At 67.1% G+C, this 14,536-nt stretch carries 8 protein-coding genes and 1 pseudogene; 3 read left to right on the top strand and 6 right to left on the bottom strand.

All coding sequences use genetic code 11. The features are described from left to right. Positions 1 to 10: 10 nt before the first annotated feature. The gene (locus MUU77_RS10095) at positions 11 to 1,159 is read left to right on the top strand and encodes an acyl-CoA dehydrogenase family protein (protein WP_245086212.1); all 1,149 of its coding nucleotides are present in this window, start codon (positions 11 to 13) and stop codon (positions 1,157 to 1,159) included. Positions 1,160 to 1,325: 166 nt separating this feature from the next. Then, entirely contained in the window at positions 1,326 to 3,203 is a 1,878-nt protein-coding gene (locus tag MUU77_RS10090; protein WP_245086209.1) for a DUF885 domain-containing protein, read from the top strand. A 58-nt stretch (positions 3,204 to 3,261) separates the two neighbouring features. Here MUU77_RS10090 and MUU77_RS10085 read toward each other — a convergent pair whose 3' ends face one another. Further along, complete coding sequence (locus MUU77_RS10085; protein WP_245086206.1) at positions 3,262 to 4,158, bottom strand: SDR family oxidoreductase; 897 nt, start codon at positions 4,156 to 4,158, stop codon at positions 3,262 to 3,264. Positions 4,159 to 4,284: 126 nt separating this feature from the next. Between MUU77_RS10085 and MUU77_RS10080 the strand changes: the two genes are divergently transcribed. Continuing rightward, the gene (locus tag MUU77_RS10080) at positions 4,285 to 4,668 is read left to right on the top strand and encodes a helix-turn-helix domain-containing protein (RefSeq protein WP_245086203.1); all 384 of its coding nucleotides are present in this window, start codon (positions 4,285 to 4,287) and stop codon (positions 4,666 to 4,668) included. A gap of 57 nt (positions 4,669 to 4,725) precedes the next feature. On the opposite strand, the gene MUU77_RS10075 is transcribed toward MUU77_RS10080, so the two are convergent. From MUU77_RS10075 to MUU77_RS10055, 5 genes and pseudogenes are all read right to left on the bottom strand, one after another. After that, positions 4,726 to 7,899: an efflux RND transporter permease subunit gene (locus MUU77_RS10075; protein ID WP_245086199.1), complete on the bottom strand. Its 3,174-nt coding sequence runs from the start codon at positions 7,897 to 7,899 to the stop codon at positions 4,726 to 4,728. A gap of 12 nt (positions 7,900 to 7,911) precedes the next feature. Then, positions 7,912 to 9,108: an efflux RND transporter periplasmic adaptor subunit gene (locus MUU77_RS10070; protein ID WP_245086196.1), complete on the bottom strand. Its 1,197-nt coding sequence runs from the start codon at positions 9,106 to 9,108 to the stop codon at positions 7,912 to 7,914. Positions 9,109 to 9,386: 278 nt separating this feature from the next. After that, positions 9,387 to 12,551 (bottom strand): efflux RND transporter permease subunit, encoded by a 3,165-nt coding sequence (locus tag MUU77_RS10065; RefSeq protein WP_245086193.1) that lies wholly within the window; start codon positions 12,549 to 12,551, stop codon positions 9,387 to 9,389. Positions 12,552 to 12,563: 12 nt separating this feature from the next. Further along, entirely contained in the window at positions 12,564 to 13,745 is a 1,182-nt protein-coding gene (locus MUU77_RS10060) for an efflux RND transporter periplasmic adaptor subunit (RefSeq protein ID WP_245086190.1), read from the bottom strand. Between the two features lie 107 nt (positions 13,746 to 13,852). Beyond that, a pseudogene (locus MUU77_RS10055) lies at positions 13,853 to 14,455 on the bottom strand (TetR/AcrR family transcriptional regulator); the annotation flags it as partial. Positions 14,456 to 14,536: the final 81 nt, after the last annotated feature.

The following is a 14,536-nucleotide window of genomic DNA, read 5'->3' as shown; positions in this document are numbered from 1 at the left end:
AGGGGTAGTCGTGGATTTCGCGTTTAACGAAGAGCAGTTGATGATCCAGGATGTCGCGCGCCGGATCGCCCAGGAGAAGATCGGTCCCAGCGCCGAACATCACGACAGGACCGGCGAGTTCCCGCTCGAGAACATCCGCCTGCTCGGCGAGAACGGCCTGATGGGCATCGAAGTGCCGGCCGAATACGGCGGTGCGGGCATGGATCCGATCGCCTATGTGCTGGCCATGATCGAGATCGCTGCGGGCGATGCCGCGCACTCGACCATCATGTCGGTCAACAACTCGCTGTTCTGCAACGGCATTCTGACCTTCGGCAGCGAAGAACAGAAGCAGAAGTACGTGCGTGCCATCGCCGAAGGCAGCCAGATCGGCGCGTTCGCGCTGACCGAGCCGCAGTCGGGCTCCGACGCCACCGCGATGCGCTGCCGCGCCGTCGCGCAGGCCGACGGCAGCTTCGTGATCAACGGCAAGAAGAGCTGGATCACTTCCGGCCCGGTGGCCAGGTACATCGTGCTGTTCGCCATGAGCCAGCCCGACAAGGGCGCGCGCGGCATCACGGCCTTCCTGATCGACACCACCAGGCCGGGCTTCCACCGCGGCAAGACCGAGCCGAAGCTGGGTATCCGGGCGTCGGCGACCTGCGAGATCGAGTTCACCGACTACGTGGTGGGCCCGGAAGACGTGCTGGGCAAGGAAGGCGAGGGCTTCAAGATCGCCATGGGCGTGCTGGACGCCGGCCGCATCGGCATCGCCAGCCAGGCCATCGGCATCGCGCGCGCCGCCTACGAAGCCACCATCGCATACGTGAAGGAGCGCAAGGCCTTCGGTGCGCCGATCGGCACGTTCCAGATGACCCAGTCCAAGATCGCCGACATGAAGTGCAAGCTGGACGCCGCCACGCTGCTGACGCTGCGCGCGGCCTGGGTGAAGGGCCAGGGCCAGCGCTTCAGCAACGAAGCGGCCATCGCCAAGCTCACCGCCTCCGAAGCCGCCATGTGGATCACCCACCAGGCACTGCAGATCCATGGCGGCATGGGCTACTCGAAGGAAATGCCGATCGAGCGCTACTTCCGCGATGCCAAGATCACCGAGATCTATGAAGGCACCAGCGAGATCCAGCGCCTGGTGATCGCCCGCAACGAAACCGGCCTGCGCTGAGTCCAGCGCCGCTGCCGAAGAAGAGCGCCGCCGCAGGGCGGCGTTCTTCGTTCCGGGCCCCGGGCATGCGGGACCCCCCTCTTTGGTCATGGGACCTGGGGGCCGGCGGTCCGCTAGAGTGGCCTGATGCGGGGGTCCGTCCCCCGTTTCCCTCCTGGAGACCCCGATGCGCAAAACCCTGATCGTGTGTGCCCTCACCCTGGCGCTTGCCGCCTGCGACAAGGGCAATGCCCCGGCCGCTGGCGCGGCCGCCGATGCCGCCGCTCCGGTGGCGTCCGCCGCCGACATCGCCGCCGAGAGCAAGCGGTTGAACGAGTGGTTCGACAAGAAGTACGAGGAACAACTGAAGTTCAGCCCCATCCAGCTGACGTTCCAGGGCCGCAAGGACCTGTACGACCAGGTGGACGACATGTCCGAGCAGGGCCAGCGCGACCAGGTCGCCTGGCAGAAGGCCAGCGTCGAGGAAATGGAGAAGACCTTCGCCTACGCCAAGCTCGACGACGAGGCCAAGCTGTCCTACGACCTGTGGAAGCTGCAGTACGAGAACGCGCGAGACGGCCTGCCGTTCATGGTGGACGGCTACGCCTTCGACCAGATGAACGGCGCGCAGGGCTTCTGGCCCACGTTCCTGATCAGCTTCCACAAGGTGGAGGAGGAATCCGACTACACCGCCTACATCGCCCGCCTGAACGCCACCAGCCGCGCGTTCGACCAGTTGCTGGAACGTGCGCGTGCCTCGGCCGCGCAGGGGATCCGCCCGCCGAAGTTCGCCTACGAGGGCGTCATCGAACAGGCGACGAAGGTCATCACCGGCGCACCGTTCTCGGCCGGCAAGGACGCGGCGATCTGGGCCGACGCCCAGGCCAAGGCGGACGGCCTGGTGAAGGCGGGCAAGATCGACGCCGCCCGCGCCACCGCGCTGAAGGAAGAAGCGCGCAAGGCGCTGCTGGAGCAGTTCAAGCCGGCCTATGAGCGCCTGATCGCGTGGAGCGAGGAGGAACTGCCCAAGGCTGCGGTGAACGCCACGGGCGTGGGCAGCACCCATCCCAACGGCAAGGCGTACTACGAGTACCAGCTGCGGCAGATGACCACCACCGGCATGACGGCCGAGGAGATCCACGCGCTGGGCCTGAAGGAAGTCGAGCGCATCAAGGGCGAGATGACGGCGCTGAAGGACAAGGTGGGCTTCAAGGGCGACCTGGACGCCTTCTTCGCCTTCATCGACAGCGACAAGCAGTTCAAGTACCCCAACACCGATGCCGGCCGGCAGGCCTACATCGATGACGCCACCCGCGCCATCGACAACATCAAGAAGGTGCTGCCGGAGTACTTCGGCCTGTTGCCGAAGGCGGACCTGGTGGTGAAGCGCGTGGAGGCGTTCCGCGAACAGGACGGCGCCGCGCAGCACTACTACCCCGGCACGCCGGACGGTTCGCGCCCGGGCATCTACTACGCCCACCTGTCCGACATGAACGCCATGCCCAAGCCTGAGCTGGAGGTCATCGCCTACCACGAGGGCCTGCCGGGCCACCACATGCAGATCTCCATCGCGCAGGAGCTGACGGGCGTGCCGAAGTTCCGCACCCAGTACGGCGTCACCGCGTATGCCGAAGGCTGGGGCCTGTATGCGGAGTGGCTGGCGAAGGAAATGCCGGGCACCTACCAGGATCCGTACTCCGAATTCGGCCGTCTGAGCTCGGAGATGTGGCGCGCGATCCGCCTGGTGGTGGACACCGGCCTGCATGCCAAGGGCTGGACCGAAGCGCAGGCCGTCGAGTACTTCGACGCCAACAGCGCCGTGCCGCGCGCCGCAATCGAGTCGGAAGTCAAGCGCTACCTGATCATGCCGGGCCAGGCGACGGCCTACAAGGTCGGCATGATCAAGATCCAGGACCTGCGCAGGAAGGCCGAGGCCGAACTGGGCGACAAGTTCGACATCAAGGGCTTCCACGACACCGTGCTGGGCGGCGGCGCGCTGCCGCTGACGCTGCTGGAGCGTCGCGTGGACCAGTGGATCGCGAAGGAGAAGGCCAAGCAGGCCTGAGGCGTTCCGCGCGCAGCACCAGGAACCCCGGCTTCGGCCGGGGTTCCTGTTTCGGACGTCAGTGCGACTTGGTCAGCAGGTCGAGGTGCGCAGGCAGCCACGCATCGAAGGTCGCCGGCGCGCGGCCGGTCAGCGCGGCGAAATCATCCGTCACTGCAGCGAGATCGCCCGCGGCCGTGGCCACATCGAACGAAGTGAAGACCTGCGCCAACGCCGGCGGGAGGCCATGCGCGCGCAGTCCGTCGGCCAGTTGCTCCGCGGTGACGCCGACCACGGCCAGCGGCTTGCCCGTGACCGTTGCGACCTTTGCGGCTACCTCGGGCGCGGTCAGCGCCTGCGTGCCGGTCAGCGTGAGGATGCGGTTGCCGCTGCCGTCGGCGGCCAGCGCGACGGCAGCGGCATGGGCCAGGTCGTCGCGGGCGATGTAGGCCACGCCCCCTTCGCCGGCGGCGGTGACCCATTCGCCCGATGCCAGCGCCGACGGGAGCGCATACGCCAGGTTCTCGGCATACCAGGCGTTGCGCAGGAACGTCCAACCCAGGCCGGAGGCCGCCAGGGCCTGCTCGGTGCCGAGATGGTCGGGCGCAAAGGATACGTGCGAGGTGTCCGGCGTGGGCAGCGAGGTGTAGACGACGTGCTGCACGCCGGCGTCGGCCGCCGCCTGCACCGCGGCGCGGTGCTGCGCCAGGCGCTTGCCTGGCTCCAGCAGGGCATCGGTGCTGACCAGCAGCACACGGTCGGCGCCGCGGAACGCCTCGGCCAGCGTGCCGGGTTCATCGAAGTCCGCCGCCCGTACGGTCACGCCGCGGGCGGCGAGGTCGGCAAGCGCCTCGGGCTTGCGGCTGGTGGCGATGATGCGGGCCGGCGGGACCTGGAGGGTGTCCAGCAGATGGCGCACGACCGCGCGGCCGAGGTGGCCGGAAGCGCCGGTGACGAGCAGGGTGGGGACGGACATGGGAACTCCTTGGTTTGGTAATGGAAAGGACATTGGTTACCCTATGGTAGTAATGGCTTCCGCTCCCACAAGCAGGGCGTTGGAAGTAACCCGGTTACCGCGCGGTAACCAGCCCCGGAGCCCCCCATGACGCTGCACCGCCAATCCCTGATCCTCGTCGAGAACTGCCCGATCCGCGACGTGCTGGACCGCCTTGGCGATCGCTGGACCGTGCTCGTGCTGCACGAACTGGCGACCGGCACGCTGCGGTTCTCCGAGATCCGCAAGCGCGTGGCGGACATCTCGCCGCGCATGCTGGCGCAGACGCTGCGGCACCTGGAACAGGATGGCCTGGTCAGCCGTGCCGTGTTCCCGACGGTACCGCCGCGCGTCGACTACGCCCTGACCCCGCTGGGTGCATCGTTCTTCGAGCGGGTGGAGATGCTGGCCCAGTGGGCGGCCGACCACCACGACGAGGTCCGCGCCGCGCGCAAGGCCTACGTGGCGCCGGCTGCCAACGCACCCAAGTAGCGCATGAAAGGCCCCGGCATGGCCGGGGCTTTTTCGCTGCATCGACTGCCCGGCGGGTCAATGTCCGGGGGCGGGTTCGCCGTCCACGGTCGCGGCGACATTATCGGCATCCTTGCGGTCGTGCGCATGGTCGCGCGCCAGGTACAGGTAGAACGCCGGCAGCACGAACAGGGTGAACATCGTGCCGATGGTCATGCCTGAGGCGATCACCACGCCCATGGAGAAGCGCGAGGCGGCGCCCGGGCCGCTGGCGATCAACAGGGGGATCATCGCGAACACCAGGGCGGCGGTGGTCATCAGCACCGGGCGCAGGCGGATGGCTGCGGCCTGCTCGATGGCCTCGCGCTTGCTCAGGCCGCGCTCGATCTGCAGCTTGTTGGCGAACTCCACGATCAGGATGCCGTGCTTGGAGATCACGCCCACCAGCGTCACCAGGCCCACCTGGGTGTAGATGTTGATGCTCATGCCCGGGAACGCCTCGATCTGCATGAACCCCAGGATGCCGCTGAGCAGCGCCAGCACGTTGAGCGTCAGCAATGCGCCGCAGATGGCCATGGGGACCGTCAGCAGCATGATCAACGCATCGCGGAAGCTCTCGAACTGCGCCGACAGCACCAGGAAGATGACGATCAGCGCCAATGCCAGCGTCACCAGCATCGCCGCGCCCTCCTGCTTGAACTGGCGCGACTCGCCGGCGTAGTCCACCGAGTAACCCTGCGGCAATACTTCCTTCGCCGCCTGCTCGAGGATGGCCAGCGCCTCGCCCTTGCTCACGCCGGGGCGCGGGGCGAAGGTGATCGACACCGCGTTCAACTGCTGGAAGCGCTTGAGCGACTGCGGCTGCGCGCTTTCCTTCAGCGTCACGATGGTCGACAGCGGGATCAGCTCGCCGTCGCGGGTCCGGGTGTAGTAGTTCTCCAGGTCGCTGGCGTTGAGGCGGTCGCTGCGCTGCACCTGCGGGATCACCAGGTAGGAGCGGTTCTGCATGGCGAAGCGGTTGGTGTAGCCGCCGGACAGCATGGCCGCCATGTCGGCCGCCAGCGTGCGCATGTCGATGCCCAGGCTGGCCGCCTTGTCGCGGTCGATGTTGACCTCGATGCGCGGCTTGTCGATCTTCAGGTCCTTGTCCAGGAAGATGAAGCGCTTGCTCTCCATCGCCTTCATCAGGATCTGGTCGGCCAGTTCGGCCAGCTGGCTCAGCTCGCCCACGCCGCCGATGACGAACTCGCCGCCGCCGCCGTCGCCGCCGGCGCTCGGCAGCGAGGGGGGCACCAGCGCGAAGATGTTCAGGCCGCTGACCTGGCTCATCTTGGGCTGCAGTTCCTGTTGCAGCACGGCGTTGGTCGAACGGTCGCGCTCGCTCCAGGGCTTCAGCACGAAGCCGGCCATCGCCATCGGGCTGGCGCCACCGCCGCTGCCGCCGAAGCCGCCGTTGAACAGGAAGTAGTCCTGCACCTCCGGCACGCCCTTGGCGATCTGGGTGACCTCCTCGGTGTAGCGCTCCACGTAGTCCAGGGTGGAGTAGGGGTCGGCACTGGCGACCGAGAAGATGAAGCCCTCGTCCTCCAGCGGCGCGGGCTCCTTCGGGGCGGTGATGTACAGGAACACGCACGACACCAGCACCAGCAGGCCGAACACGCCGACCACGGACTTGGTTTCCAGGGTGCCGTGCAGGCGCCGCTGGTAGCCGGCGTTGAGCTTGTCGAAGCGCGCGTCCAGCCACTTCTCCAGCTTGCCCTTGCCGCCTTCGGTGTGGGGCTTGAGCAGCTTGGCGCACATCATCGGGCTGAGCGTCAGCGCGATCACGCCCGACAGCAGCACCGAGCCCGCAAGGGTGAAGGCGAATTCGGTGAACAGCACGCCGGTCAGGCCGCCCTGGAAGCCGATCGGCAGATAGACGGCCACCAGCGTGGTGGTCATGGCCACGACCGGCCAGGCCAGTTCGCGCGCGCCCTTGACCGCCGCCTCGTACGGCGACATGCCTTCCTCGATGTGCCGGTGGATGTTCTCCAGCACGATGATCGCGTCGTCCACCACGATGCCGATGGCCAGTACCATCGCCAGCAGGGTCAGCAGGTTGATGGTGAAGCCCATCAGCAGCATCAGGAACAGCGCACCCACCAGCGACAGCGGCACCGTCACCGCCGGGATCAGCACGCTGCGCAGCGAGCCCAGGAACAGGAAGATCACCACGATCACGATGACCACCGCTTCCACGATGGTGCTGACCACCTCGTCGATGGCGTCCTGGATCTGCTCGGTGCTGTCGTACGGGATGGTGGCCTTGATGCCTTCCGGCAGCTGCGGGATGATCTCGTTGTCCCACAGCGTGCGCACGTCCTTGATGACGTCCAGCGAGTTCGCGTCCGGGGCCACGAAGATGCCCATGAACGTGGCCGCCTCGCCGTTGATGCGGACCGAGGTGCCGTAGCTTTCCGAACCCAGCTGCACGTCGGCCACGTCGCCGAGCCGCACGATGGCGCCGTTCTGTTCGCGGATGATCAGCTGGCGGAACTCGTCGGCATTGCGCAGGTCGGTGCGGGCCGTCATGTCGATGGCGACCATCTGGCCCTTGGTGGAACCCACCGCCGCCAGCACGTTGTTGGACGACAGGGCGTTGGACACGTCGCTGGCCGTCACCTGCAGCGCCGTCATGCGGTCCGGCTTCAGCCAGACGCGCATGGCGAAGGTGCCCGCGCCCAGGATGTCGGCGCGCTGCACGCCCGAGACGGTGACCAGCTTGGGCTGGACCACGCGGGTCAGGTAGTCGGTGATCTGGTTGTTGTCCAGCGTCTCGCTGGCGAAGGACACGTACATGGCCGCGATCTGCTGGCCCTGCTGCAGGTCGATCACCGGATCTTCCGATTCCGGCGGCAGCTGGCCGCGCATCTTGTTGACCTTCGCGGCGATCTGGGTGAGCGCCTCGTTGGGGTCCTGGTCCAGCCGGATGTAGGCCTGGATCTGGCTGACGCCGGCCGAACTGGTCGAACTGAGGTACTCGATGCCCTCCGCGCTGGCGACTTCACGTTCCAGCGGCGTGGTGATGAAGCCCTGGATCAGGTCCGCGTCGGCGCCGTAGTACACGGTACTGATGTTGACCACGGCGTTGCGCAGCTCGGGGTACTGGCGCACGTTGAGTTCGGTGAACGAGCGCAGCCCGAACAGCAGGATGAACAGGCTGACGACGATCGCCAGCACCGGCTTGTTGATGAAGATGTCGGTGAATTTCATGCCGGCGCTCCGTCAGCGGTTCTCGGGCTTCGGCTGGGCCTCACTGACCGGCTGCACCTTGTTGTTCACCACCACCTCGGCGTCGTTGCGCAGCTTCAGCAGGCCGCTGGTGGCGACGCGCTCGCCGGGCTTGAGGCCTTCGGTGACGGCGATCAGGTCGCCGCGGGTGGCGCCGGTCTTCACGAAACGCTGGCGCACCACCAGCTTCTTGCCGGTCAGCGGCTTGCCCTGCATGTCGGTTTCGCCCTCGGCACGCTGCACTTCCTGGATCACGTACACCGCGTTGCCGTACGGATTGAAGCTGATGGCGGTCTGCGGCACCACCACCACCTTGCGGCTGTCGCCGGTGTCGAAACCGACGTGCGCGAACGCACCGGGGCGCAGGTTGTACTGCGGATTTTCCAGCGTGGCCTGGACCTTGAAGTTGCGCGTGGCCGGATCGACCTGCGGCTCGACGGCCGTGACCTTGCCCTCGAACACCTGTCCCGGCAGCGCGTCGACGGTGGCGCGGATGGTCGTGCCGGGCAGCACCTGGCCAACCTGGCGCTCGGGCAGGGTGAAATCCAGGTAGATCGGATCCAGCGCCTGCAGGCTCACGATGGGGTCGCCCGGGTTGATGAACTGTCCCAGGTTGACCTGGCGGATCCCCAGCACGCCGTCGAACGGCGCGCGGATGGTCTTCTGCGCGATCAGCGCCCGCTGGGCCTCCACCTGGGCCAGCGACGTGGCGGCCACGGTGGCGCGCTCCTCGGCCTCGGCCTGGGACACCAGCTTGTCGCGCGCGAGCGCCTGCCAGCGGTCGCGCTGCACCGCGGCCAGCTTGGCCGAGGCTTCCAGCGATTTCAGCACCGCCAGTTCATTGGCGGTGTTGAGCTGGGCCAGCACCGTGCCGGCCTTGACCGGCTTGCCCACGTCGATGGACAGGCTGCGCACCACGCCACCGGCCTCGGTGGTGACGTCGGTGCCGTTGATGGCCACGAACGTGCCCACGGCCTGCTGCGCATCGACCCATTCCTCCTCCTTGGCCGTCCAGTCGGTGACCGTGGAGGCGGGTTGGGGCATGTTGTCGAAGAAGTCGTTCATGCCCTTGCCCATGATGGCCTTGACGGCGAATACGCCGCCGAAGATCACCACCACGCCGACCAGCATCAGGATCATGCGCTTGGTCGTGGAGGGCTTTTTCCGTGCGTTGGGGTCTTTCCGTGTCATCGGGGAGGTCTTCGGCAGTCAGGGGAAGTCGTCAGGGCGACGAACGGGCGGGGGCCGGTTCGACAGCATGAAGCGCCGGATTATCACGATTTGAGACGCCGGCTAGAAGTGCGGATGGTTTACCCGGTCCACCGCGGTCTTCACGGGCCGCGCAACGCCGGCCATCCCCGCGGTCACGCAGAAGACGGGTCATCGAGGACAAGCGGGGCATCGCGATGCCCTCGATGCAAAAAAAGCCCCGGGCAGGACCGGGGCTTTCCACGACGGACAGGCCGGCGTCAGCGGGAGGCCGGCTTGCCCTGTTCCTCCAGGTATTCCTTCGAGGGCTCGTCCATCCTGTCGCCCAGCATGCGCCGGACCGACACGAAGAAGACCGGGATCAGCAGCAGGCCCAGGAACGTGGCGAAGATCATGCCGCCGATGACGCCGGTGCCGATGGCATGGCGGGCATTGGCGCCGGCGCCCGTGGAGATGGCCATCGGCAGCACGCCCATGATGAAGGCGAAGGACGTCATCAGGATCGGGCGGAAGCGCAGGTGCGCCGCCGATATCACCGCCTCGCGCAGGGTCTTGCCCTGCTTTCGCTCCATCACCGCGAACTCGACGATCAGGATCGCGTTCTTCGCCGCCAGGCCGATGATGGTGATCAGGCCGATCTTGAAGAACAGGTCGTTCGACAGCCCGCGCAGCATGGTGAACGCCAGTGCGCCCAGTGCGCCCAGCGGCACCACCAGCAGCACGGCCACCGGGATCGACCAGCTCTCGTACAGCGCCGCCAGGCAGAGGAACACCACCACGATGGACAGCACCATCAGCAGGGTGGCGCTGTTGCCGGCCAGGATCTCCTGGTACGACATGCCGCTCCAGTCGTAGCCGAAACCCTGTGGCAGCTGGTCGGTCACGATGTGCTCCATCGTGGTCATCGCCTGGCCCGACGAACTGCCCGGCGCCGCCGAACCGTTGATGTTCACCGCCGAGTAGCCGTTGTAGCGCGAGAGTGCCGGCGGCACCGAGGCCCACTCCGACTGCACCACGTTCGACAGCGGGATCATCGCGCGCCCGCCGCTGGCGTCGGTCTGCTGGCTGCTGGGGGTATAGATCCGGCCCAGCGATTCGGCACCCGTGCGGTAGGGCGCGTCGGCACGCATGTTCACGCGCTTGATGCGGCCTTCGTAGAAGAAGTCGTTGACGTACACCGGCGCCAGCATCAGCTGGATGCCGTTGTAGATGTCGCTGACCGACAGACCCATCGCCTGCGCCTGTACGCGGTCCACGTGCAGCTGCAGCTGGGGTGCGTTCTCCAGCGTGTTCGGTCGCACCGCCATCAGGCTCTTGTCCTGCGAGGCGGCGCCGAGCAGCTGGTTGCGCGCGGACATCAGGGCGTCCTGGCCCAGGCCGGCGCGGTCCTGCAGCCACATGTCGAAGCCGCCGAACTGGCCCAGGCCCTGGATCGTCGGCAGGTTCACCACGAAGATCTGCGCGCCCTTGATGCCGTAGAAGCGCTGGTTCGCCTGCTGGATGAATTCAGGCACGGTGATGTCGCGCTCGTCCCAGGGCTTCAGGCGGATGAAGGCCATGCCCACGTTCTCGCCGCGGCCCAGGAAGCTGAAGCCGGCCACTTCCATCACGCCGTCGAAGCCGTCCATCTGCTGCAGCGTGCCGCGGACCTGGTTGAAGACCTGCTTGGTCTTCTGCAGCGAGTTGCCCGGCGGCAGCTGGACGATGGCCAGGGCGTAGCCCTGGTCCTCTTCCGGCACGAAACTGCTCGGCAGGCGGGTGAACAGGAAGCCGGCCAGCACGGTCAGCAGCGCGAACACCACCATCCAGCGCGGCGCGTGCCTGATGGCTGCGCCGATGTGGCCCACGTAGGTCTTCTCGATCCTGCCGTAGTACTTCTCGAAGGCACGGAAGACGATGTTCTTCTTCTCGTGGCTGTCGTGCTCGTGCTGCTTCAGGAACGTCGCGCACAACGCCGGCGTGAAGCCCAGCGCCAGGAAGGCGGAAAACGCCATGGAAATGGCGATGGTCAGGGCGAACTGCTTGTAGATCTCGCCCGAGGCGCCGCCCTGCAGTGCGGACGGGATGAACACCGCCGCCAGCACCACGGTGATGGCGATCACCGCGCCGGTGATCTGGCCCATGGCCTTGATGGTGGCTTCGCGCGGCGGCAGCTTCTCCTCGGCCATGATGCGTTCGACGTTCTCGATCACCACGATCGCGTCGTCGACCACGATGCCGATGGCCAGCACCAGCGCGAACATCGTCAGCTGGTTGATGGTGAAGCCGATGACGCTCAGGCCCCAGAACGTGCCCAGCAGGGCGACCGGGATCACCAGGGTGGGGATGATGGTGGCGCGGAAGTTCTGCAGGAACACCAGCATCACCAGGAACACCAGGATGATCGCCTCGATCAGCGTCTTGACCACTTCCTCGATCGAGATCTTCACGAACGTCGTGGTGTCGTAGGGCGAGAACCAGGTGACGCCCTGCGGGAAGCTGGGCTGCAGCTCGTCCATCTTGGCGCGCACGGCCTCGGCCACGTTCAGCGCGTTGGCGCCCGGCAGCAGCTGGATGGCGAACGCGCCGACCGGCTTGCCGTTGAACTGGGTGTCGAAGCCGAAGTTCTGCGCCCCGAATTCCACCCGGGCGACGTCCTTCAGGCGGACCGTGGACCCGTCGCTGTTAGCGCGCAGGATGATCTGTTCGAACTGCTCGGGCGAGGTGAAACGGCCTTCCGCCGACACCGTCGCCGTGAAGGCCTGGCCTTCGGGCGCGGGATCGGAGCCGATCGAGCCGGCCGCGAACTGCACGTTCTGCGCGCGCACGGCGGTCAGCACTTCCGTGGCCGACAGGTTGTAGCCCTGCAGCTTGCCCGGATCCAGCCACAGGTTCATGGCGTACTCGGACCCGAAGTGCTGGGTGCTGCCGACGCCGGGCACGCGGGCGATCTGGTCCAGCACGCGCGAGGCGACGATGTCGTTCAGGCGGTTGCGGTCGATGCTCGGGTTATCCGATTGCAGGCCCACCACCATCAGGAAGCCGGCATTGGCCTTGGCCACCACCACGCCCTGGGCGGTCACCTCGCTGGGCAGTCGCGGCGTGGCCAGCGAGACCTTGTTCTGCACCTGCACCTGGGCGATGTCCGGGTCGGTGCCGGTCTGGAAGGTCAGGGTGATCGAGGCCTGTCCGGACGAACTGGAGGTGGAGCTGAAATACAGCAGGTTGTCGATGCCGGTCAGCTGCTGCTCGATCACCTGGGTGACCGAGCGTTCGGTGGTTTCGGCGCTGGCGCCCGGATAGGTCGCATTGACGACGACCTGGGGCGGTGCGATGGACGGATAGGACTCCACGCCTAGGTTGAGGATCGAGATCACGCCGGCCAGCGAGATCAGGATCGACACAACCCAGGCGAAGACCGGGTGGTTGATGAAGAACTTGGGCATGGGAAAGGGTCCTTACTCGGCCTTGCCTTGCGCGGGGGCCTGCTTGGCCTGCGCGGCCTTGGCGGCGGCGGCCTGTTCGGCGGTGATGCCCTTCGCGGGCGCGCCTTCCTTGACCTTCTGCAGGCCCTCGACGATGACCTGGTCGCCGGCGGCCAGGCCGTCGGTGACCAGCCAGTCGGCGCCCACGGCCTGTTGCGTGGTGACGTTCTTGCGCACCACGTTGCCGTCCTTGCCGACGACCATCGCGTAGGCACTGGCGGTGTCGCGCTGGATCGCCCCCTGCGGGACAAGGAACGCGCCCTTCTGCTCGCCCAGCGTCGCACGCAGGGTGACGAACGTGCCCGGCAGCAGCGTGCGGTCCGGGTTCGGCACGGTGGCGCGCAGCGACACGCTGCCCGTGGCGGGGTCGACCACCGTGTCGGAGAAGTCCAGCGTGCCGGTCTGGTCGATGGCCTGGCCATTCGGCAGCAGCACCTGCACGGTGCGCTGGCCGGCGCCGGCCAGTTCGACCTTGCCTTCACCCTGCGCCTGCCGGATGGCCTGCATCTCGCTGGAGCTCATCGAGAAATTGGCGTACAGCGGGTCGATCTGGTCGATCGTGGTGAGCAGGGTGGCATCGCCCTGGCCGACCAGCGCGCCCTCGGTGACCTGCTGCTTGCCGGCGCGGCCGGAGATCGGCGCGGTGACGCTGGCATAGCCCAGGTTGATGCGGGCGGTCTCCACGTTGGCGCGCGCCTGCTGTACGGCGGCAGCGGCGCTGCGTTCGGCGGCTTCGGCGTTGTCCAGGTCGGACTTGGAGACGAACTTCTGCGGCGCCAGCTGGCGGGCGCGGTCGGCGGCGACCTTGGCATTGGCGTAGGTGGCCTGCGCCGAGGCCAGGTTCGCCTGCGCCGCGCTGAGCGACGCCTGCAGCGGGGCCGGGTCGATCAGGAACAGCACCTGGCCTTCCTTCACGTCGCTGCCTTCCTGGTAGACGCGCTTCTGCACCACGCCGGCCACCCGGGCGCGCACGTCGGCACTGCGGTAGGGCGACAGACGGCCCACCAGGTCGCGCTGCAACGGCACGTCCTTGGGGGTGGCGGTCATCACCACCACTTCAGGGGGCGGCATCTGCTGTTGTTCCGGCTTGCTGCAGGCGGCGAGGGCCACAAGCAGGGCGCTGGCCAGGACGAGGGAACGGACGGGGGACGTCATGGGGAAGCTCCGTTTCTTTTTCTTGGAGACGTGGGGAGGGGATGCGGTGAGCGGATGCGCCGGCCGGGCGTGGGGAGCGGGGCGGCGGTATCGTGGTGTTCGTCGTAGGGCGCGAACGCGCGCAGGAAGGTATCCACGGCGAACGTGGACCAGCGCTGGCGCGCCTGACGGCTGGCGCGATGGGGCACGCCGAAGCGTTGGCGCTCGAAATCCATCCCGACGATCATGCTGAGCAGCAACTCCGCGGCGTAGTGCGGATCGTCATGCCTCAGCCATTCCTGGTCCATGGCGTGTTGCAGCCAGGCGGCGAGGCGCTGCACCAGAGTATCGCAGGCGTCGTGGTAGAGGTCGCGCGCCTCTTGAGGATATTGGTGCGCTTCTGCGGCCAGCAGCTGGCCGGCTGCGACCACCGACGGGTCGCACAGATGCCGCAGGTGTTCCTCGGCGAAGGCCAGCAGCGCTTCGCGCGGTTCCCCGGTGCCCGGCGACAACTGTGCGGTGGCGAGCTCCTGGTGTTCGGCGATCACGCTGCGCAGCAGTTCCTGCTTGCTGCCGAAGTGCGCATAGAGCGTCTGCTTCGAGCAGCCGGCACGCGCCGCCACCGCATCCATGCTGATGCGGAAGCCTTGCTCGGCCATGAGTTCGCGCACGGCCTGGTGGACGCGGCTGCGGCGTTGGTCAGGCGCGGATAGGGCGGGGGAGGCACGCATTCGGGCTGGACTATACCGTCCAGTTTAAAAATTTGACACCCTTGATTTCACGGTATTTCGGTGCGCAAAGCAGGCGCGCCA

Source organism: Pseudoxanthomonas sp. F37 (assembly GCF_022965755.1).
In the GTDB taxonomy this organism is placed as follows: domain Bacteria; phylum Pseudomonadota; class Gammaproteobacteria; order Xanthomonadales; family Xanthomonadaceae; genus Pseudoxanthomonas_A.
This window is presented reverse-complemented; position numbering and strand designations above follow the sequence as displayed.

What these genes read in the sequence shown, in the direction of transcription:
- MUU77_RS10090 (WP_245086209.1), top strand. Translation starts at nt 1,326, where the DNA reads ATGCGCAAAACCCTGATCGTGTGTGCCCTCACCCTGGCGCTTGCCGCC.
- MUU77_RS10085 (WP_245086206.1), bottom strand. Translation starts at nt 4,158, where the DNA reads ATGTCCGTCCCCACCCTGCTCGTCACCGGCGCTTCCGGCCACCTCGGC.
- MUU77_RS10080 (WP_245086203.1), top strand. Translation starts at nt 4,285, where the DNA reads ATGACGCTGCACCGCCAATCCCTGATCCTCGTCGAGAACTGCCCGATC.
- MUU77_RS10075 (WP_245086199.1), bottom strand. Translation starts at nt 7,899, where the DNA reads ATGAAATTCACCGACATCTTCATCAACAAGCCGGTGCTGGCGATCGTC.
- MUU77_RS10070 (WP_245086196.1), bottom strand. Translation starts at nt 9,108, where the DNA reads ATGACACGGAAAGACCCCAACGCACGGAAAAAGCCCTCCACGACCAAG.
- MUU77_RS10065 (WP_245086193.1), bottom strand. Translation starts at nt 12,551, where the DNA reads ATGCCCAAGTTCTTCATCAACCACCCGGTCTTCGCCTGGGTTGTGTCG.
- MUU77_RS10060 (WP_245086190.1), bottom strand. Translation starts at nt 13,745, where the DNA reads ATGACGTCCCCCGTCCGTTCCCTCGTCCTGGCCAGCGCCCTGCTTGTG.